This is a genomic window from Micromonospora sp. A200, from assembly GCF_029893845.1.
Lineage (GTDB): Bacteria > Actinomycetota > Actinomycetes > Mycobacteriales > Micromonosporaceae > Micromonospora > Micromonospora purpureochromogenes.
The window spans coordinates 17,319-36,446 of the sequence record NZ_JARXXY010000049.1 but is presented as its reverse complement, the minus strand read 5'-3'; the positions used below and the strand labels follow the sequence as shown (position 1 = coordinate 36,446).

The window sequence follows — 19,128 nt, the reverse complement described above, 5'->3', positions numbered from 1 at the left end:
GGGGGGGGGGGGGGGGGGGGGGGGGGGGGGGGGGGGGGGGGGGGGGGGGGGGGGGCGGGGGGGGGGGGGGGGGGGGGGGGGGGGGGGGGGGGGGGGCGCGGCGGCGGGGGGGGGGGGCGGGGCGCGCCCCCCCCCCCCCGGGCCCCCCCCCCCCCGCCGAAGCGAATGGCACGTCCTGCTGGGGCTCGGTGCCGCCTCACCTCAGGTCACGGTCCCCGGCCAAGGCCGGCGACCACCGCCCGCGGCGCGGAGCGCACAGCCTCACCGGAGGCCGGGGCGGGCCCAAGACCTGCCCCGGCCGGTGGCTACTTGCTGGCCCGCACCGGCCCCGGCACGCCGGGGCTGACCGGCGCGGAGGCCTGCTTGCCGAGGTCCCGGTAGAGGCGCCCGGGCCACCAGCTCGCCCGGCCGATGTCGAAGGAGAGCGCCGGCACCAGCAGCGTCCGCACCAGGAAGGCATCGAGCAGGACGCCCACCGCGACGACCACACCGAACTGGATCATGTCGACCACCGGCATGGAGGCGAAGACCGCGAACGTCGCCGCCAGCACGATGCCGGCCGAGGTGATGACGCTGCCGGTGGTGGACAGACCACGGCGTACGCCTTCGGCATGGCCGTGGCGCGCGGCCTCCTCGTGCACCCGCGTCATCAGGAAGATGTTGTAGTCGACGCCGAGTGCCGCGAGGAAGACGAAGCTGACCAGCGGCAACTGCCAGGCCGTCCCCTCGTGCCCGAACACGTGCTTGAAGAGCAGGTGCGACGCGCCCAGCGCGGCGAAGTAGGACGCCACCACCGTGCCGAGCAGGACCAGCGGCGCCACCAGGGCGCGCAGCAGGATGATCAGGAACAGCAGGATCACCGCGAGCACGACCGGGATGACCACCTGGGCGTCCCGGCTGGAGGCCCGGTCGATGTCCAGGGTCTCCGCGGTGGTGCCGCCGACCTTCGCGTTCGCCCCGGGTACGGCGTGCACCGCGTTCCGGATCTCGTCGATGGTCTCCTTCGCCGCGTCGCTGTCGGGCGCGTCCCGGAGCACCACGTCGATGATGACCCGCTTGCCGTCGGGGCTGGGCGACTCCTGGCCGACCGTCGTGCCGTCCACGCCGGCGGCGGCGGCCTTGACCGGCCCGGCCGCCGACGCGTCGGCGACGAGGATGGCCGGGTCGGACGCGCCGGACGGGAAGTGCCGGGCAAGCTTCTCCTGCGCGGTGACCGACTGGGGCTTGGTCTGGAACACCTCGGTCTGGGCGAGCCCCATCTTGATGTCCAAAGCGCTGACGGCGAGGCCGCCGATCACGATCAGGCAGCCGAGCCAGACCACCCGGGGGTGGCGGCCGACGGACGTGCCGATCCGGGACCAGAAGCCGCGCCCGGCCCGCGCCTCCTGGCCGAACTTCGGCACGAACGGCCAGAACACCCACCGGCCGGCGATCACCAGCAGCGCCGGCAGGATGGTGACCATCGCCAGGTACGCGCAGAGCACACCGGTGGCGCCGACCAGGCCGAGGCTGCGGGCGCTCTGCATGTCGGCCAGGGCGAGGCAGGCCAGGCCGACCACGACGGTCGCGGCGGAGGCGAGGATCGCCGGGCCCGAGCGGCGCAGCGCGATGCCCATGGCCAGGTGCTTGTCGGCGTGCCGGCGCAGCTCCTCGCGGTAGCGGGCGATGAGCAGCAGCGCGTAGTCGGTGCCGACGCCGAACAGCAGGATCATCAGCAAACTGGAGCTGGCCGGGTTGACCGGCAGGCCGGCGTTTTTGGCGAGCAGGTACGCGACCCCCTGGGTGAGCGCGCTGGCGAAGCCGACGGCCAGCAGGGGGAAGATCCAGAGGAACGGGCTGCGGTAGATCAGCAGGAGCAGCACGATGACGATCGAGCTGGTCGCGATCATCAGGTTGACGTCGAGGTTCTCGAACGCCTGCGTGTAGTCGTTGAGCAGACCGCCGGGGCCGCCGAGGTCGACGTCCAGCCCGGCCGGGGCGCCGGCCTGGGCGGCGGTGCGCAGGTCCTTGACCGCGAAGTCGATCTCGACGTCGTCACGGGTCAGCGGCACCACCAGCATGAGCGCCTTGCCGTCCTGGGACGGGATGGCCGGCTGGATGGCCGCGCCGCCGTCGGCGAACTTCGCGAACGCCGTACGGTCGGCCTCCACCTTGTTGCGGTCGGCGTCCTGGATCCCGGACTCGCGGGTGTAGACGGCGACCACCGGGACGGCCTCGGAGGCGGAGCGGTACTTGTCCAACTCCTCCATGACGGCGGTCGACTCGGCGCCGCGCGGAAGGCTGCCGGACGGAGTCCGGTCCTCGTAGTCCTCGATCTTGCCGAAGAGCGGGCCGAGCACGACGGCGAGGACTATCCACAACGCGAGGATGGCCCACTTGGAACGCCGACCACTCGGCAATTTGGCCAGTAGCCCGACAGAATCGCTCATTGAGCCGAAACCCTTCTATGCCCGTCTATGCCGATTTCATCGTCCAGGGCACGGAGATCCCGGCGTCGTCCGCCTGGGGACGGGGACAAGACCTCGTCGCTCATCGGGCCTGACGGCCATTTCCGAAGGTGCCCCACCACGCGGGGCATGCTTCTGCGTATGCCCCACGCGTACATGCTAAGCAGTACGGCGGAACAGCGTCAAGCACTTCGGCAGAGTGTCCGACCAGTTGGGAAGAAGCGCTCGTACCCCGGTTTAGCTGCGGAAATGCCGATGGCCCTGGGGTCGTCGGGCGGGCGGCTAGGGGATCCGTCGTCCTGGTTAGGGGGCGGCTGTTCTGTTCGTGCCGCCGTCGCCGGTGGTTACGTGAGAGCCCGACCAGCCGGTTGACGCGGGTCGACGTCGGCGAGCGTGAGGGGCGACGACGCATGGTGGACAAACCGCATTCCGACCTCGGGTCCCGGGTGGCCGAGCTGCATTCCGTCAAGGCCACGGCCGTCGCCGGGCCGGGTCCCCGCGCCTCGGCGCAGCAGCACGCCAAGGGCAAACTCACCGTCCGGGAACGGCTCGACCTGCTCTTCGACGAGGGCACGTTCCGGGAGATCGAGCAGTTGCGCCGGCACCGGGCCGCCGGGTTCGGGCTGGAGGACCGCCGGCCACACACCGACGGCGTGGTGACCGGCTGGGGCAAGGTCGACGGCCGGACGGTCTTCGCGTACGCGCACGACTTCCGGATCTTCGGCGGCTCGCTGGGTGAGGCCCATGCCGAGAAGATCCACAAGATCATGGACATGGCCGAGTCGGCCGGCGCGCCCCTGGTCTGCCTCGGCGACGGCGCGGGTGCCCGCATCCAGGAGGGCGTCACCGCCCTGGCCGGGTACGGCGGCATCTTCCGCCGCAACGTGCAGGCGTCCGGGGTGATCCCCCAGATCAGCGTGATGCTCGGGCCCTGCGCCGGCGGCGCGGCGTACTCCCCGGCGCTGACCGACTTCGTCTTCGCCGTCCGCAACGTGGCCCAGCTCTACCTCACCGGGCCGGACGTGGTGCAGGCGGTGACGGGCGAGACCGTGACGCACGAACAGCTCGGCGGCGCCGAGGTGCACGCCTCGGTCACCGGCACCGTCTCGTTCGTGCACGACACCGAGGCGGAGTGCCTGGCCGAGGTCCGGCACCTGCTCTCGCTGCTGCCGTCCAACAACCGGGAGCTGCCCCCGGTGCAGCCCACCGGGGACCCGCCGGACCGCCGCTGCCCGCGCCTGCTCGACCTGGTGCCCGCCGACCCCCGCGGCTCGTACGACATGCGCGAGGTGATCGGGGAGATCGTCGACGACGGGGACCTGCTCGAGGTGCACGCCTCCTGGGCCCGCAACATCGTCTGCGGCCTGGCCCGGCTGGACGGGCACGTGGTCGGCATCGTCGCCAACCAGCCCCGGATGCTCGCCGGCGCCCTCGACGGGTTGGCCTCGGCCAAGGCGGCCCGCTTCGTGCAGACCTGCGACGCCTTCAGCATCCCGCTGGTGACCCTGGTCGACGTGCCCGGCTTCCTGCCCGGCACCGCGCAGGAGCACAGCGGGATCATCCGGCACGGCGCCCAGTTGCTGTACGCGTACTGCTCGGCGACCGTGCCCCGGATCCAGGTGATCCTGCGCAAGGCGTACGGCGGGGCGTACATCGTGATGGATTCCCGGTCGATCGGCGCGGACCTCTCGTTCGCGTGGCCGAGCAACGAGATCGCGGTGATGGGCGCGGAGAGCGCGGCCAATGTGGTGTTCCGCAGGGAGATCGCGGCGGCGCCCGACCCGGAGGTGGCCCGCCGGCAGCGGATCAAGCAGTACGAGCAGGAGCTGATGCACCCCTACTACGCGGCCGAGCGCGGCCTGGTGGACGACGTCATCGACCCGGCCGAGACGCGCGCGGTGCTGATCGGGGCGCTGGAGACGCTGCGGGCCAAGCGGGTGCAACTGCCGGGGCGTAAGCACGGGAACCCGCCGACGTGACCGCGGCGGAGCAGTCCGACGCGGCGGGGGTCCCGCGGCTGGTGGTGGTCCGGGGCACGCCCACCGAGGAGGAGCTCGCGGCGGCCACGGTCGCCCTGATGTGCGCGCTGCGCGCCGCTCGGGGTACGGCCCGGACCGGCCGTCGGCGCGCCGAGGCGCCGTGGTCCCCGGCGGCGGACTACCGGGCGCCCGGTGCCTGGGCCTCGCGATGCCACTGACCGGGTCCCCGCCGACCGGGCCGACAGCGTCGGGACCGACCGGGTCGCCGTCGCCTCGCACCGCGTCGACACCGACCCGGCGGGCACCGGGGGCGGCGGTTGCCCGCCTCGTTCAGTCCTCGCGCACCAGGCCGGCTTCGCGCAGCTCGTCGAGCCACCGGCCGATGACCACGATGATCTCCGCGCGGTCCGCCTCCCAGCTGGTGGCCACCTCGTCCGCGGCCAGGTTGAGGTCGCCGCCGTGCCGTTGCAGCGAGATCCAGGAGACCGTGACAAAGGGCGGGTACCGGTACGTGACGGCGGTCGGCTGTCGGTGCAGGATCAGCCACCCGTCCGGAGACACCGTGACCTCCACGTTGTGTTCCCAACGCAGACCCACCATTCCTCCCGACATCACCCTCACCCGATCCCTGTGCGTTCCGATCACCGTCGCCCTCTCCTCCCGGGCGATGGGCGACCACCCGAGGGTGACCCCTCCCGGGCCGCCTGCGCCCTCTCGTCCGCGCCGTCTCACCGTCCGCCTCGACGACCCGCGCTGGTCGCGCCGGGCGCGAATCGACACAGGAAGTCGAACATCAATGCGACAAGTGAGAACGGAATGATTGTGGCGACTTTCCCGGCGTCAACCTCGAACCGAACAGAAATCGGCTCGGGAATAGACCCCGAAAGCTTCTGTTTATGCCGTATACCGTTGTGTGCCGACCGTACACACCGGCTACTCGACGCGTCAACCCCAGCACCGGGCGCCGGGCGGGAAGCGGCACGTCGGCACCCCCGACCAGGACCACCGGCGACGGTTCGGAACCCGGTCGCGAGCAGCACGAACGCGGTCCACCTAGGGGTCGGCGCACGCGTCGCGGGGCCACAAATCAGGGTCATCCCCCATCTGATCCCGGATGACGGAAAATGAGTGAGGACGTTTCAGAACAGCGCAGCAAGCCGGCCGTCGGCGGCGATTACGCGCATTGTCGAGCACGGGAAATCCAGCCGCGCCGCCTCCCATTGGGGGCCGTGGCCCCGCCCCCGGTCCACCCGTCGCCGACACGCCGAGCACGCCCTGCCCGCCTGCGGACCGGCACCGCCCGCGAGCCCCCACCGGAGGCGCCCGGCGCGGCGGCGAGAACGGTCTTGACCTGCGGTGACGAAGCATGTTGACAGGCGAACATCGAACTGCGTACAGTCTACACGGATTAGCGTACGAGGCACGCAGAAGACCACCGGGAGCAGGGACGGCGAGGAGTGCAACGACAATGGCCTACGAATTGGCAATAGAAGCCAGCGGGCTACGAAAGTCCTACGGCGACGTGCAGGTGCTCAAGGGCGTGGACATCACCGTCCCCCGGGGCAGCGTCTTCGCCCTGCTGGGCCCCAACGGGTCGGGCAAGACGACCAGCGTCCGCATCCTCTCGACGCTCACCTCCCTCGACGCGGGACGGGCCAGGGTCGCGGGCTTCGACATCGTCAAGGAGCGGCGCAAGGTGCGGCGGGCCATCACCCTGACCGGCCAGTACGCGGCGATCGACAAGAACCAGACCGGCGAGGAGAACCTGCGCATGATGGGCCGGCTCACCGGCCTGTCCCGCGCCGAGTCGCAGGAGCGCGCGAAGCAGCTGCTCGCCCGGTTCGACCTGACCGACGCCGGTGGCCGGCGACTGGCCACCTACTCGGGCGGCATGGCCCGCCGGCTGGACCTCGCCGCGAGCCTGGTCGGGGCGCCGTCGGTGGTCTTCCTCGACGAGCCGACCACCGGCCTGGACCCGCGCAGCCGCCTCGCACTGTGGGGCGTCATCGCCGACCTGGCCGCCAACGGCCTGACCATCTTCCTGACCACGCAGTACCTGGAGGAGGCCGACCGGCTCGCCGACCGGGTGGCCCTGCTCGACGGCGGCACCATCGTCGCCGAGGGCACCCCCACGCAGCTCAAGGAGCGGGTCGCGGGTCAGCGGCTCGACCTGGAGCTGGTCGACCGCACGGCGCTGGAGGACGTCCTGGTGCTGCTGGGCGAGCGGGTGGTCACCAAGGATCTCGACCTGCTGACGATCGGGGTCACCACCGACGGCTCGGCCAACCAGGTGCGGGCCGTGCTGGACGAGGCAGACCCGCAGCGCAACCGGATCACGAAGTTCCAGGTGCACAGCGCCACGCTGGACGACGTGTTCCTGGCGCTGACGGGCCACCCCACCCCGAGCCCGGAGGTGGAGCGAGTTAAGGAGACTGTCGGTGACTGAGTCCATCGTCCTGCGCAACCGGCCCCGGCCCACCTCGCTCGGGACCGACATGGTGACCATGATCGGGCGCTGCACCCGGCTGACCAGCCGGGACCTGGACGCCCTGATGATGGCGCTGATGCTGCCCATCATGATGATGGTGCTCTTCGTCTACCTCTTCGGCGGGGCGATCCAGACCGGCGGCGACTACGTCACCTACGTCTCCCCCGGCGTGCTGCTGCTCTGCACGGTGTGGGGCGCCGCCCAGACCGGCGTGGGCGTCGCCAACGACATGAGCACCGGCATCATCGACCGGTTCCGGTCGATGGACGTCAGCGGCGCGGTGCTGCTCGGCGGCCACGTCACCGCCAGCGTCATCAAGAACATCGTCTCCACGGTCGTGGTGATCGCGGTGGCCCTGCTCATCGGGTTCCGGCCCGAGGCCAGCCTGCTCCAGTGGCTCGCCGCCGGCGGCATCCTGGTCACCTTCATCCTGGCGATGTCCTGGCTCTCCGCGGTGGTCGGGCTGCTCACCAAGTCCACCGACGCGGCCGCCAGCTTCGCCTTCATCATGATGTTCCTGCCCTACGTCAGCAGCGCGTTCGTCCCGATCCACACGCTGCCCGGCTGGTTGCAGGGCGTGGCCGAGCACCAGCCGTCCACCCCGATCATCGAGAGCGTCCGCGGGTTCCTGCTCGACCGGCCGGTCGGCGACAACCCCTGGATCGCGCTCGCCTGGTCGGTCGGCATCCTCGTCGTCTCCGTCACCCTCGCCGCGGTCTTCTTCCAGAAGAAGACGGACTGAGCGCGGGCGTCGGTCACCGACAGCGAAGGCCCTTCTCCTCCCCGTTGGAGAAGGGCCTTCGCGCGTGCGCCGACAGCACCGACACGACAAGGGCGCCGCCTCCGTCGGGAGGCGGCGCCCTTGCGGCGTACGCGGGCTCAGGCCGTCTTGCGCCAGAACACCCCGCCGTTGTCCACCGGCCGGATCTCGTCGGTGATCCCGTGTTCGTCGCGGTACTCGTGCACCGCCGCCCGGCAGGGCTCCATGTTGTAGTCGTCGATGATGATGAACCCGCCCGCGGAGAGCTTGGGGTAGAGCGGGATCAGCGCCTCCCGGGTCGACTCGTACAGGTCGCCGTCGAGGCGAAGCACGGCGATCGAGGAGATCGGCGCCGCCGGCAGGGTGTCCTTGAACCACCCCTCCAGGAACTCCACCTGCTCGTCGAGCAGGTCGTACGCCTTGAAGTTGGCCCGGACCGCGTCCGCCGAGACGCTGAGCATGCTGTTCAGGTTGTGCAGGGCCATCTCCTGGTCCAGCGGGTGGCTGCCCTCCCCCGCCTCGGGCACGCCCTCGAAGGAGTCGGCGGCCCAGACGCGCCGATCGGTGACGCCGTGCGCCTTGAGGATGGCGCGCATCAGGATGGTCACACCGCCGCGCCACACCCCGGTCTCGACCAGGTCCCCGGGGATCCCGTCGGCCAGCACCCGCTCGACGCACTCCTGCACGTTGTCCAGGCCCTCGAGACCGACCAGCGTGTGCGCGGCGGAGGTGCCCGGAAGGCCCCCCTCGGGCACCGCGGCGCCCTCGGCCCCCGTCCACCAGGGAGCGGCGTTGTCGGTGTAGATCTCGTTGGCGATCACCTTCTTGATCAGCTCAAGGTAGAGCGTGACTCCCGTGTCGGTCATCTGTCCGTCCTCTTCCGCGGCCGGCGCGCGTGCCGACGCCGCTGTCGATCGGTCCTTGGTTGCCCTGCCGGACGCCGGTCGGGCCGCGCCGCAATCCGGCACGGCCCGACCGCCGGTGCGTCCACCACCCCGCCGTACGGGTACGGCGGGACGACGTCAGAGGTGCTGCATGGCCAGCGCGCCACCGTCGATCTTGATCTGGCTGCCGGTGACGTAGCGCGACTCGTCGGAGGCCAGGTAGACCACGGCGTGCGTCACGTCGGCCTGGGTCACGTGCGAGATCGGCATGGCGTGGATGGCGCTGAGGATCGGCGCGACGTCCTCGACGGTGGGGTCGTCGAGGTCCGGCCGGTAGGTCTGGAACATTCCCTTGTTGAACGCCATGTCGGTGTCCACCGTGGTCGGGTGGACCGAGTTGACCCGCCCGCTGGTCGGCGCGAGCTGCAGCGCCAGCGCCTTCACGTAGTCGACCAGGACGTGCTTGGCGAACCGGTACCCGGCGTACCCGGCGCCGGCCATCACGTCGGAGGGCATCGGCGGCAGGAAACTCGCGATCGAGCCGACGATGATGACCGACACGCCCTCGTTGAAGTGCGGCAGCGCCGCGTGCACGGTGTTCAGCACCCCGGCGAGGTTGACGTCGATGGTGCCGGTGAAGGCGCTGATCGGCTGGTCCGGCCCCATCGGCAGGATGCCGGCGTTCGGGATCAGGACGTCGATCTTCCCCAGCTCGGCGACGCCCTCGTCGATGGCCGCGCGCAGCGCTGCGTAGTCGCGGACGTCCGCGTGCCGGACGACCACCCGGCGGCCGGCCTCCTTGACCAGGCGCGCCGTCTCCTCCAGGTCCTCGTTGCCGGCCATGCCGTAGCCGGCCGAGTCGATGTCCCTGCAGATGTCGATCGCGATGATGTCGGCGCCCTCCTCGGCCAGCCGGACCGCGTGGCTGCGCCCCTGACCACGGGCCGCGCCCGTGATGACGACGACCTTGTTCTCCGCCCGCCCCATGTGGGTCTCCCTCTGCCGGATCGCGTGAAAGGTGAGTCGAGACCGACCGGGAGCAGCGCCGCGTGCGGCGGTGATTCTCGCGTACGGTGGCCCGCTCGGGGCCGACGCTAACCAGGTACGGGACGGGTCTGAACCCCTTCCGACCCCTACTGGTCCCTTGAAGGACGCGGCCGGCGGGGCACAGAATGGGCGGCACCGGTGTCGCGACCCCGGCGGCGATCGGGCCGTACGGGCTGAAACGTCGACTCTTCGCCGAAGGGACGACGGCATGCACCCGATGCTGCGGCGGCTCGACGACCTCGCCGCCCACCTGCGCACCCGCCCCGATGCCATGGCGCTGCTCGGCCTCGGCTCGGCCGGCATGGCGCACGACCGCCTGGACGAGCACTCCGACCTGGACTTCTTCGTCGTGGTCGCCGACGACGCGCTGCCCCGCTACGTCGAGGAGATCGGCTGGCTGGCGGCGCCGTGCCCGGTGGCGTACAGCTTCGCCAACGAGCGCAACGGTCGCAAGGCGCTCTACGCCGACGGGATCTTCGTCGAGTACGCGGTGTTCACCGTCGCGGAGCTGGCGCGGTTGCCGTTCACCGGCGCCCGCGTCGTCTGGCAGCGGGACGACGCGCCCGCCACCCTGGCCGAGTGCGGCCGGCCACCGGGCGCGCCGCCGTACGACACGGTGGAGTTCCACCTCAACGAGGCGCTGACCAACCTCTACGTCGGCCTGCACCGGGAGCTGCGCGGCGAACGGCTCACCGCGGCCCGCTTCATCCAGTCGTACGCGGTGGACCGGGTGATCGCGCTGCTGCGCCTCACCGGGGCCGGTGCGGGCCACCGGCGCGACCCGTTCGACGCCAGCCGGCGCGTCGAGCAGGCGTACCCGCCGGAGGTCCTGCCGCTGGCCGCGATGGTCCCGGGGTACGCGCGCAACCGCGAGGCGGCGCGGGCGGTGTTCGGCTGGCTGGCGGAGCGGTTCCCGGTGGACCCGGTGATCGGCGAGGCCGTCCGGCGGCTGCTGGACGCCCCGCTCCCGCCTCCGCCGCAGCGCGACCTCCCGGCGCCGGACGCACCGTGACGATCCACCCGAACGTCCAGACGACGAAGGCGCGCGGCCCGAGGGCAGGCCGCTGATCCGCTCCCCCGCCGTCGCGTCGGGCGCGGGCCGGATCGATCGTTCCGGCCCGCGCCGACCACCGGCCGTATCACGATGTTCGGGGTGGTCGGCGACCGGCGGGCCCGCCCCCGGCCGCGCGGGGCGGGCGGCGGCCGCGCGGGGCGGAACGGTCGGGACGACGCCCCGCGGCGGCGGCGTGCCGACCGCCGCCGGTGGAAGGGGTGACGTGGAGGCGCTGTTCCTGATCGTGGTCCTGGCCGCCACGGTGCTGGTCGGCACCACCCTCGGTGGCCGCTACAGCGTGGCCCCGCCGGTCCTGCTGATCACCATGGGTGCGCTGCTCGCGCTGCTCCCACCGCTGTCCCACGTGGTGCTGGAGCCGGAGGTGGTGCTGCTGCTCTTCCTGCCGGCGATCCTCTACCGGGAGAGCCTGGTCGTCAGCATCCGCGAGATCCGGGCGAACCTGCCGGCGATCACGTTGCTCGCCGTGGTGCTGGTGGGGATCACGATGGTCGCGGTGTCCCTGGCCGTGCAGCAGCTCGGGGTGGAACCGGCCGCGGCCTGGGCGCTGGGCGCGGTGCTCGCGCCGACCGACGCCGCGGCGGTCGCCGGCCTGGCCAAACGGATGCCCCGCCGGCTCCTGACAACGTTGCGCGCGGAAAGCCTGATCAACGACGGCACCGCCCTGGTGCTCTTCTCCGTCACGGTCGGCCTGATCGTCGGCGGCGCCTGGCCGGACGCACCGGCCCTGCTCGGGGAGTTCGGCCGCGCGGCCGGGGGCGGGGTCGCCGCCGGCCTGCTGGCCGGCGGAGTCGTGATCGCGATCCGCCTACGCCTCGACGACCCGCTGCGCGAGGGCGCGCTGAGCGTGCTGACCCCGTTCCTCGCGTTCCTGCTGGCGGAGCTCGTCCATGCCAGCGGCGTGCTGGCGGTGGTGGTCGCCGGTCTCATCCTGTCCTACTACGGGCCCCGCGTGATCCGGGCCCGCTCCCGGGTGCTGGCCTACGCATTCTGGGACCTCTCCACATTCCTGATCAACGGTTCGTTGTTCGTCCTGCTCGGCATGCAGATCCCCCGGGCGGCGGAGAGCATCACCAGCACCTCGACCACGCAGGCGTTGGCCATCGGGGCGGTGGCGGCGGCCGTGGTGGTGGTGACCCGGATGGTGATGGTGCAGATTGCCGGGTTCGGCCTGGAACTCGTTGAACGGCGTAAAAAGCAGCGCCGGGGCCCGATTGGCTGGCGGGTGCGCACCGCGGCCGGGTGGGCGGGATTCCGTGGCGCGGTGTCCCTCGCGGCGGCGCTCGCGGTGCCGACGACGACCGCCTCGGGGGCCCCGGTCGCCGAACGTGACCTGATCATCTTCTGCACCGCGATGGTCATCCTGCTGACGATCCTGATCCAGGGCACCACGCTGCCGGCCGTGCTCAACTGGGCGCGGCTCAGGGGCGACACCGAGCAGGAGGAGGAGGTCCGGCAGGCCCGGACGGCGGCCACCAGGGCTGGCCTGGCCGCGCTGCCCGAGGTCGCCGCCGGAATCGGTGTCGACCCCGAAGCGGTCCACCGACTCCGCACCGACTACGAGCAGCACCTCGACGACATGCGCACCGCCGAGACCGGGGACGAGGCCGCCGAGGCGCGGGAGCGCGACCGCCGCCTCCGGCTCCAACTGCTCGACCACAAGCGCCGCGAGATCAACCGGCTGCGCGACAACAACGAGATCGACGACGCCGTGCAGCGGGAGGTGCAGGCCGCGCTGGACATCGAGGAGATCCGGCTGCTGGGGCCGAGCACCAGCGAATGACGCGACGGCCGCCGTCAGGCACCCAGCCGCTGCCGCGCCAGGAACTTCGGCACGACCATCCGCCACGCCTCGGTCACCAGCTCGGTCATCTGGTCGTGGTCGAGCCGGTCGAGTCGGCAGCAGACCCAGTGAAAGCGCAGGTCGGACGCGCCGGGCAGGAAGAACACGTCCGGCTCGGCGGCGACGAGCGCGTCGCGTTCCTCCTTCGGGTAGCCGAAGCCCATCGTCGTCTCGTCGCGGGAGAACGCGACGTAGACGATGGCGCCCACCCGGAACTTCACCCGGTCGCGGATCAGGTGCTCGGTGGTGCGCGGCAACGTCAGTGCCAGCGACCGTACGTCGGCGACGGTGACCATGCGGCGACCGTAGCGGCGTGGGCCGACATCCCCGGACGTTCAGCGCCCCTGGGCCTGGTTGACCCGGACCGCGCGCAGCAGGGTGCGGGGGGCGGCGAGCGAGTTCGGGTGGCGGCGCATCTCGACGACCGCGTCGAAGCGCCGGGCGGTCACCGGGTCGGTCACCGACGCCGCGGTGATCTGGTCGGCCACCCATCGGGAGATCCGGTAGCCCGGGGGACGGGGGCCGGGCACCGACGGGCGGGCCAGGTCGGCGGTGGTGGACATCCCCCAGGCCGCGTCGACCACGACCCGCTGCAACGCGAGGAACTCCCGGGCCGGTCGGCGCAGGTCGGCGCCGGAGCGGAGGTACTCCGCGAGGCAGGAGGCCTGCAGGGCCGCCGACGACATGCCCTGCCCGTAGATCGGGTTGAACGAGGAGACCGCGTCACCGACCGCGACCAGCCGGGCCGGCAGCCGGCGGAGGCGGTCGAAGTCCCGGCGCCGGCTGTCGGCCTGCCGATAGGTGCGGACCGTCCCGAGCATCTCGTTGGCCACCACCGGGGCGAACTCCGGGGGGAAGTTCTCCCGGCACCGGCGGACGAGGTCGTCCGCGTCGCGGCCGGGCCGGTCGTCGCCGTAGCTGCCGAGCATCACGATCCACCGGTCGCCCTCGATGGCGGAGAAGGCGGCGCCGGCGATGTCGCCGCCCGCGGCGGTACAGCCAGCCAGCACCGCGACCGGCACCGGGTGCTCTTCGGTACGCCGGAACGTGGCGGTCGCGTAGTGCAGGTTGATCGCCATCCGGCGCATCGGGGGGCGTTCCCACCCGCCCTGCTCCAGCCAGTCGCCGAGGCGGCTCGACCGGCCGGTGGCGTCCACGACGAAGTCGGCGGGCGTGACGACCGGGCCGGTGGCGCTCTCGTGCCGTACCCCGGTGACCGCGGTGCCGGCGAAGTCCAGGCCGGTGACGCGTCCGGGCAGCAGGGTCACGTTGGGCAGCGCCAACGTGCGGCGGCGGAGCAGTTCCTCCAGGAAGGGCCGGCTCGCCGCGATCATGTCGACGTCCGAGCCCGGGACCTTGCGCCGGCCGTCGAGGTAGCTGCGGCGGGCGGCGGCGGGCAGCAGGACGGCACCCTCGGCCACGGCCTGGCGGGAGAAGCCGGGGAACCACCGGTCGATCTGGTCCCGGCCCGCCGGGAGCAGGACGTGCATCTGGGTGCCCTGCGGCACTCCGGCCCGGTGTCCGGTGCCCGCACCCAGCTCGTCCCGGTCCACCACGAGCACGCTCTCGGCGTGCTCGGCGAGCACCCGGGCCGCCAGCACCCCGGCCACGCTCGCGCCGAGCACCACGGCCCGGCCCATCATCAACGATGGCGCGGGCACCGGCCCGGTGGCGCCGAGCCGGGCGAAGACTCGCGCGGGCGACTGGTACATCACGACCTCCCGGGGGGCGGCGGTCCGGGTGCCGGCGTCGTGGCGCGCGGCCGGGCGTCCCCGCGGGTGCGAGGGGGAGACCGGGGCTGCGGGCATCGACGGGGCAGGCCGAGCGGGTTGGCTCTGCGGTGAGCCTCGCCGGCGAATCTAACCGTCCGGCCGCCCGCCGACCTCCGTCGCGCACTGTCGCCATTCCGACGCGGTCGCCGCGTAACGCGGATGCCCCACCCGACGCTTCCGCCGACCGGGCCTACTTCCGCCGGTTCCGGTCCGCCGCCGCCCGGTCGTACTCGGCCTGGGCCGCCAGCACGGTGCCCAGCTCGCCCTCGACCAGCTCGATCAGCCCGATCAGCCGCTCGGCCACCCGGGCGCCGAGCGGGGTGAGGCTGTACTCCACGTGCGGCGGGATGGTCGTCTGCACGTCCCGCCGCACCAGGCCGTCCCGCTCCAGCGCCTGGAGCGTCTGGGACAGCATCTTCTCGCTGACCCCGTCGACGCGGCGGCGCAGCGCGTTGAACCGGTACGCGCCCTCGTGCAGCGCGGAGAGAGCCAGGATCCCCCACTTGCCGGCGATGTTCTCCAGCGTGCGACGCGAGCCGCAGCCGCGGGCGAAGACGTCCGCGACGAGCTGGTCGTCGGCGTCCCTGGCGTCCGCTCCGCCGGGGTTGGTGAGGGGAGCAGTCATGGGCTCGACGGTACCCGGCCGACACCCTCCGATCCACCGCACTTACCTATGGGTTGGCACTTTCCGAAAGTTAGTGCATGCTTCGAGGCACCCGTCATCCCCGAGGAGTGACCATGATCGTCGTAACCGGAGCCACCGGCCTGCTCGGCCGCCTCGTCGTCACCGAACTGCTCGACCGCGGCGTTCCCGCCCAGCAGATCATCGCCGCGGTCCGCACCCCGGAGAAGGCCGCCGACCTGGCCGCCCGAGGCGTGCTCGTGCGGGAGGCCGACTACGACCGCCCCGAGACCCTGACCGGCGCCCTCGCCGGCGCCGACCGCCTGCTGCTCGTCTCGGCCAACGAGGTCGGGCGGCGGGTGGCGCAGCACCGCGCCGTCATCGACGCCGCCGTGGCCGCCGGGGTACGCCTGATCGCTTACACCAGTGTTCTGAAGGCCGACACCGCCACCTTCCCGCTCGCCGCCGAGCACCAGGCGACCGAGGAGCTGATCCGGGCCTCCGGCCTGCCGTACGCGCTGCTGCGCAACGGCTGGTACACCGAGAACTACACCGGCAACCTGGCCGCCACGCTCCAGCACGGCGCGGTCCTCGGCAGCGCCGGTGACGGCCGGGTCGCCGCAGCCACCCGGGCCGACTACGCCGCCGCCGCTGCCGCCGTCCTGGCCGGTGACGGCCACCAGAACGCGGTCTACGAGCTGGGCGGCGACGAGCCGTTCACCCTGGCCGAACTCGCCGCCGAGATCTCCCGGCAGAGCGGCACCGAGGTGGTCTACCGCGACCTGCCGGCCGAGGAGTACGCGACGGCGCTGGTCGCCGCCGGCCTGCCGGAGCCGTACGCGGCCACGCTGGCCGAGTGCGACCGGGGCATCGCCCGGGGCGAGCTGACCACCGACAGCGGTGACCTGCGCCGCCTCGCCGGCCGCCCCACCACCACCCTCGCCGACGCGGTCGCGGTGGCGCTCAAGGGCTGATGCCCTCGGCGCCGGTGGCCCTGGCGTAGCTGGGCCACCGGCGCCCGCACCGAGCACCGTCGTGATTCGGGCGTTTGCGGCAGCGTTCGGCGGGAAGGACCGACCTCCACCGCCGAACGGAGATGACGACGATGGAGGACCTGGTCCACCGGTGCCCGCGCACCCTCGCGGCGCGAGCGAGCGGGCGGACCCGACGGAGCACGTCGTGACCGGGCCGGTGCCCGACGAGCCGCTCGGTGAGCTGGAACTCGTGCACCGCTTCACCGGGCCGATGCCGACCGGGGTCAGCGTCTCGCACACCGGCCGCGTCTTCGTCAACTTCCCCCAGTGGGGCGACGAGGTGCCGGCGACGGTGGTCGAACTGCGCGACGGCGCGGAGGTGCCCTTCCCGGACCAGCGGTGGAACAGCCCGTCCGGCAACGACGACGCGACGGCGTTCGTGTCGGTGCAGAGCATCGTGGTCGACCCCGCCGACCGGCTCTGGGTGCTCGACACCGGCAGCCCGATGTTCGGACCCACCGTCCCCGGCGGGCCGAAGCTGGTCCGGGTGGACCTGGACACCGACAGCGTCGGCCAGGTCATCACCTTCCCGACCGACGTGGCGCTGCCCACGACGTACCTCAACGACGTGCGCTTCGACCTGCGGCGCGGCGAGGCCGGCACCGCCTACATCACCGACTCCTCCAACTCCGGCCCGAACGGGATCATCGTGGTGGACCTGGCCTCCGGGGCGTCCTGGCGGCGGCTGCACGACCACCCGTCCACCAAGGCCGAGCCGCTGGCGACGTTCCGGCCGGTGGTCGAGGGCCGGCCGCTGCTGGAACGCCCCACCGACGGCCCGCCGAAGCCGATCGCGATCGGCTCGGACGGCATCGCCATCTCGCACGACGGCGCCCGGCTGTACTACTGCCCGCTCGTCTCGCGGCACTGGTACAGCGTGTCCACCGACGCGCTCGCCGACCCGGCGGTCGACGACGGCCTGGTCGCCGCGTCCGTGGCCCACGAGGGCGACAAGGGCGGCGGCTCCGACGGGCTGGAGTCCGACGACGCCGGCCGGCTCTACCTCACCTCGTACGAGCACAACGCGGTGCTGCGCCGCCGCGCCGACGGCGAGTACGAGACGCTGGTCCACGATCCCCGGCTGCTCTGGCCCGACACGATGTCGGTCGCCACCGACGGGTACCTCTACGTGACCGCCAACCAACTGCACCGCCAGCCGACGTACCAGCGTGGCCAGGACCTGCGGCGCAAGCCGTACGCCCTGTTCCGGACCCGGATCGACGCCGGACCGGTGCTGCTGCGCTGACGCCGGGGGCGCGTGCGGGCCCCGCGCGCCGCGCCTCCACTCAGCCCTGCCGCGCCTTCTGGCGTGGGTCGGCCTTGTTGAGCACGAACAGCTTGCCCCGGCGGCGGACCACGATCGAGTTCGCCTTCCGCTTCAACGACCGCAGGGAGCTTCTGACCTTCATCCCGAGCCATCCCTTCCTGTGGTGACGCACAGCCGTGACCGGTGAACCGTCGACCGGCACGAGGCGGCCCCGGCGCCAGGACGTGTCACCCGGGCCGTCGGCACACCGCGGCTGGTGTACCCGACCCGGCAGCCGGCATTCGCCGTACCCGCGGCGGGCCGCGACCGGGTGCGGGCCTGACGGGCCGCCCGGGATGACCGGGCGCTGACCTCGGTGCGCGCTACGACCGGTGGTGGCTCCGCTGGCCGGTGGCGGAGCTCCACCCCTGCCGCCGGAGTCGGTCGAACCCGTCGAGCAGGAGGTCGAGAGCGAACTCGAACTCGAACTGGTCGTCACAGCCGGGACCGACGACGGACCGCCCGTCGTGGTCGGCCCGCGACGCGACCTCCGCGATGTGGGGGTACCTGCGGGACATTTCCCGCAGCGCGGCCGCCTGCGTGCCCGGGTCGGGGCCCGGCGCGCCGTCGTCGAACAACTCCTGGCTGAACCCGAGGACGCGGCTCCCGAGCGCGTGCATCACGTGGTGCGTGAGGTCGACGGAGAGACCGCCGGCCCGGAACATCCCGATCATCGAGTCCAGGTACGCCAGGGTGGCTGGCGTGGGCCGGGTACGTGACTCGATCACCCGCGACGCCCACGGGTGACGCAGGAGCGCCTGTCGGGCGGACAGGATCCGCTGCCGGACGGCGCTCTTCCAGTCGACGTCGGGGTCCGGCGGGTCGATCTCGCCGACGACCACGTCGGCCATGCCGTCCAGCAGCTCTTCCTTGTTCGCGACGTGCTTGTAGAGCGCCATCGGGACGACGCCGAGTTCCTGCGCGAGCCGGCGCATGCTGAGCGAGTCGATCCCGGTGGCGTCGGCGAGCGCGACGGCGGCACGCAGCACCCGCTCGGTGTTCAGCGGGCGACGCGCGGCCTCGCTCTGCTCGGTCACCGGCTCGCCCTTTCCGCTCCCGCTTGACAGGTGTACAGAGTACACCTATGGTCCGTGCATACTCAGGTGTACGGCGTACACCTGCCGATCGCGGACAGGAGTCGACATGAGCCCCACGAGAAGGACCGCGGTGGCCGCGGGAGTGTTCTTCCTGATCACCGAGATCGCCGCGATCGCGGGGCTGGTGCTCTACCGCCCCGTGCTGACCGACGCCGACTACGTCCTCGGGGCCGGCGCCGACCCTCGGGTGCTGCTCGGCGGGTTCTTCGAGCTGATCCTCGTCGGCGCCATCGTCGGCACGGCGGTCACGCTCTACCCGGTCGTCAGGCGGCAGCACCACGCCGCCGCTCTCGGCTACCTCTGCGTACGCGTCCTGGAGGCGGTCGTCATCGTCGTGGGCATCCTCAGCGTCCTGTCGGTGGTGACGCTGCGCCGGGACGTCGCCGGGACGGCCGGCGCCGACGACGCCTCACTCGTCACCGCCGCCCGGGCACTCGTCGCCCTCCACGACTGGGCCTTCCTGCTCGGTCCCAACGTCGCGCTCGGGGCCAACAGCCTGCTGCTCGCCCTCCTGCTGTACCGGTCGCGAATGGTGCCCCGGTCCATCACCGTGCTCGGGCTGGTCGGCGGGCCGCTCATCTGCGCCTCGGCGACCGCCGTGCTGTTCGGGCTCTACGACCAGGTCTCCATCTGGGGCTCGCTCGCCGCGCTGCCCGTGTTCGCGTGGGAGGTCAGCCTCGCCGGGTACCTCATCCTCCGCGGCTTCGCGCCGGCCGCCGCGTCCGGCGGCGACGTCCCGACGGGCCCGGTACGCGCCGAACTGTCGGCCGGGTGAGC

At 72.4% G+C, this 19,128-nt stretch carries 18 protein-coding genes; 9 read left to right on the top strand and 9 right to left on the bottom strand.

Going from position 1 to position 19,128, the window contains the following annotated elements:
* Positions 1-305 precede the first annotated feature (305 nt).
* The gene (locus tag M2302_RS30105; protein ID WP_280841200.1) at positions 306-2,429 is read right to left on the bottom strand and encodes an MMPL family transporter; all 2,124 of its coding nucleotides are present in this window, start codon (positions 2,427-2,429) and stop codon (positions 306-308) included.
* 428 nt (positions 2,430-2,857) lie between these two features.
* Between M2302_RS30105 and M2302_RS30100 the strand changes: the two genes are divergently transcribed.
* Both M2302_RS30100 and M2302_RS30095 read left to right on the top strand, forming a co-directional pair.
* A complete protein-coding gene (locus M2302_RS30100) occupies positions 2,858-4,426 on the top strand; it encodes an acyl-CoA carboxylase subunit beta (RefSeq protein ID WP_280841199.1) in 1,569 nt (522 codons plus the stop codon).
* A complete protein-coding gene (locus M2302_RS30095; RefSeq protein WP_280841198.1) occupies positions 4,423-4,644 on the top strand; it encodes an acyl-CoA carboxylase epsilon subunit in 222 nt (73 codons plus the stop codon). Before M2302_RS30100 ends, M2302_RS30095 begins: the two co-directional genes overlap by 4 nt.
* A gap of 112 nt (positions 4,645-4,756) precedes the next feature.
* Here M2302_RS30095 and M2302_RS30090 read toward each other — a convergent pair whose 3' ends face one another.
* On the bottom strand, positions 4,757-4,987 hold the full coding sequence (locus M2302_RS30090) for a hypothetical protein (RefSeq protein ID WP_280841197.1): 231 nt from the start codon (positions 4,985-4,987) through the stop codon (positions 4,757-4,759).
* A gap of 907 nt (positions 4,988-5,894) precedes the next feature.
* Between M2302_RS30090 and M2302_RS30085 the strand changes: the two genes are divergently transcribed.
* A complete protein-coding gene (locus M2302_RS30085) occupies positions 5,895-6,872 on the top strand; it encodes an ATP-binding cassette domain-containing protein (protein ID WP_280841196.1) in 978 nt (325 codons plus the stop codon).
* Positions 6,865-7,656, top strand: a complete 792-nt coding sequence (locus M2302_RS30080) for an ABC transporter permease (RefSeq protein WP_280841195.1) — start codon at positions 6,865-6,867, stop codon at positions 7,654-7,656. The genes M2302_RS30085 and M2302_RS30080 overlap by 8 nt, the downstream gene beginning before the upstream one ends.
* Before the next feature lie 137 nt (positions 7,657-7,793).
* On the opposite strand, the gene M2302_RS30075 is transcribed toward M2302_RS30080, so the two are convergent.
* A complete protein-coding gene (locus M2302_RS30075; RefSeq protein WP_179804054.1) occupies positions 7,794-8,540 on the bottom strand; it encodes a TylF/MycF/NovP-related O-methyltransferase in 747 nt (248 codons plus the stop codon).
* Between the two features lie 156 nt (positions 8,541-8,696).
* Positions 8,697-9,545, bottom strand: coding sequence for a mycofactocin-coupled SDR family oxidoreductase (locus M2302_RS30070; protein ID WP_280841194.1), 849 nt, complete (start codon positions 9,543-9,545; stop codon positions 8,697-8,699).
* 268 nt (positions 9,546-9,813) lie between these two features.
* On the opposite strand from M2302_RS30070, the gene M2302_RS30065 reads away from it, so the two are divergent.
* Positions 9,814-10,617 carry a hypothetical protein gene (locus M2302_RS30065; protein ID WP_280841193.1) on the top strand — a complete coding sequence of 268 codons (804 nt, stop codon included), beginning with the start codon at positions 9,814-9,816 and terminating at the stop codon, positions 10,615-10,617.
* A gap of 265 nt (positions 10,618-10,882) precedes the next feature.
* A complete protein-coding gene (locus M2302_RS30060) occupies positions 10,883-12,460 on the top strand; it encodes a Na+/H+ antiporter (protein ID WP_280841192.1) in 1,578 nt (525 codons plus the stop codon).
* Positions 12,461-12,474: 14 nt separating this feature from the next.
* On the opposite strand, the gene M2302_RS30055 is transcribed toward M2302_RS30060, so the two are convergent.
* The 3 genes from M2302_RS30055 to M2302_RS30045 form a co-directional block, all read right to left on the bottom strand.
* Positions 12,475-12,816 carry an MmcQ/YjbR family DNA-binding protein gene (locus tag M2302_RS30055; protein WP_280841191.1) on the bottom strand — a complete coding sequence of 114 codons (342 nt, stop codon included), beginning with the start codon at positions 12,814-12,816 and terminating at the stop codon, positions 12,475-12,477.
* 39 nt (positions 12,817-12,855) lie between these two features.
* Complete coding sequence (locus M2302_RS30050) at positions 12,856-14,232, bottom strand: FAD-dependent monooxygenase (protein ID WP_280841190.1); 1,377 nt, start codon at positions 14,230-14,232, stop codon at positions 12,856-12,858.
* A gap of 250 nt (positions 14,233-14,482) precedes the next feature.
* Entirely contained in the window at positions 14,483-14,917 is a 435-nt protein-coding gene (locus tag M2302_RS30045) for a helix-turn-helix domain-containing protein (RefSeq protein ID WP_280841189.1), read from the bottom strand.
* A gap of 113 nt (positions 14,918-15,030) precedes the next feature.
* On the opposite strand from M2302_RS30045, the gene M2302_RS30040 reads away from it, so the two are divergent.
* Both M2302_RS30040 and M2302_RS30035 read left to right on the top strand, forming a co-directional pair.
* Positions 15,031-15,888 carry an SDR family oxidoreductase gene (locus tag M2302_RS30040; protein WP_280841188.1) on the top strand — a complete coding sequence of 286 codons (858 nt, stop codon included), beginning with the start codon at positions 15,031-15,033 and terminating at the stop codon, positions 15,886-15,888.
* Positions 15,889-16,093: 205 nt separating this feature from the next.
* Positions 16,094-17,194 (top strand): L-dopachrome tautomerase-related protein, encoded by a 1,101-nt coding sequence (locus M2302_RS30035; RefSeq protein ID WP_280841187.1) that lies wholly within the window; start codon positions 16,094-16,096, stop codon positions 17,192-17,194.
* A 40-nt stretch (positions 17,195-17,234) separates the two neighbouring features.
* Here M2302_RS30035 and M2302_RS30030 read toward each other — a convergent pair whose 3' ends face one another.
* Both M2302_RS30030 and M2302_RS30025 read right to left on the bottom strand, forming a co-directional pair.
* A complete protein-coding gene (locus M2302_RS30030) occupies positions 17,235-17,357 on the bottom strand; it encodes a 50S ribosomal protein L36 (RefSeq protein WP_210774610.1) in 123 nt (40 codons plus the stop codon).
* A gap of 220 nt (positions 17,358-17,577) precedes the next feature.
* The gene (locus tag M2302_RS30025; RefSeq protein ID WP_280841186.1) at positions 17,578-18,291 is read right to left on the bottom strand and encodes a TetR/AcrR family transcriptional regulator C-terminal domain-containing protein; all 714 of its coding nucleotides are present in this window, start codon (positions 18,289-18,291) and stop codon (positions 17,578-17,580) included.
* 106 nt (positions 18,292-18,397) lie between these two features.
* Between M2302_RS30025 and M2302_RS30020 the strand changes: the two genes are divergently transcribed.
* A complete protein-coding gene (locus tag M2302_RS30020) occupies positions 18,398-19,126 on the top strand; it encodes a DUF4386 domain-containing protein (RefSeq protein ID WP_280841185.1) in 729 nt (242 codons plus the stop codon).
* Positions 19,127-19,128 lie beyond the last annotated feature (2 nt).

Coding starts and splice junctions, on each gene's coding strand:
- M2302_RS30105 (WP_280841200.1), bottom strand. CDS start 2,429: ATGAGCGATTCTGTCGGGCTACTGGCCAAATTGCCGAGTGGTCGGCGT.
- M2302_RS30100 (WP_280841199.1), top strand. CDS start 2,858: ATGGTGGACAAACCGCATTCCGACCTCGGGTCCCGGGTGGCCGAGCTG.
- M2302_RS30020 (WP_280841185.1), top strand. CDS start 18,398: ATGAGCCCCACGAGAAGGACCGCGGTGGCCGCGGGAGTGTTCTTCCTG.
- M2302_RS30040 (WP_280841188.1), top strand. CDS start 15,031: ATGATCGTCGTAACCGGAGCCACCGGCCTGCTCGGCCGCCTCGTCGTC.
- M2302_RS30085 (WP_280841196.1), top strand. CDS start 5,895: ATGGCCTACGAATTGGCAATAGAAGCCAGCGGGCTACGAAAGTCCTAC.
- M2302_RS30075 (WP_179804054.1), bottom strand. CDS start 8,540: ATGACCGACACGGGAGTCACGCTCTACCTTGAGCTGATCAAGAAGGTG.
- M2302_RS30050 (WP_280841190.1), bottom strand. CDS start 14,232: ATGTACCAGTCGCCCGCGCGAGTCTTCGCCCGGCTCGGCGCCACCGGG.
- M2302_RS30055 (WP_280841191.1), bottom strand. CDS start 12,816: ATGGTCACCGTCGCCGACGTACGGTCGCTGGCACTGACGTTGCCGCGC.
- M2302_RS30030 (WP_210774610.1), bottom strand. CDS start 17,357: ATGAAGGTCAGAAGCTCCCTGCGGTCGTTGAAGCGGAAGGCGAACTCG.
- M2302_RS30070 (WP_280841194.1), bottom strand. CDS start 9,545: ATGGGGCGGGCGGAGAACAAGGTCGTCGTCATCACGGGCGCGGCCCGT.
- M2302_RS30065 (WP_280841193.1), top strand. CDS start 9,814: ATGCACCCGATGCTGCGGCGGCTCGACGACCTCGCCGCCCACCTGCGC.
- M2302_RS30045 (WP_280841189.1), bottom strand. CDS start 14,917: ATGACTGCTCCCCTCACCAACCCCGGCGGAGCGGACGCCAGGGACGCC.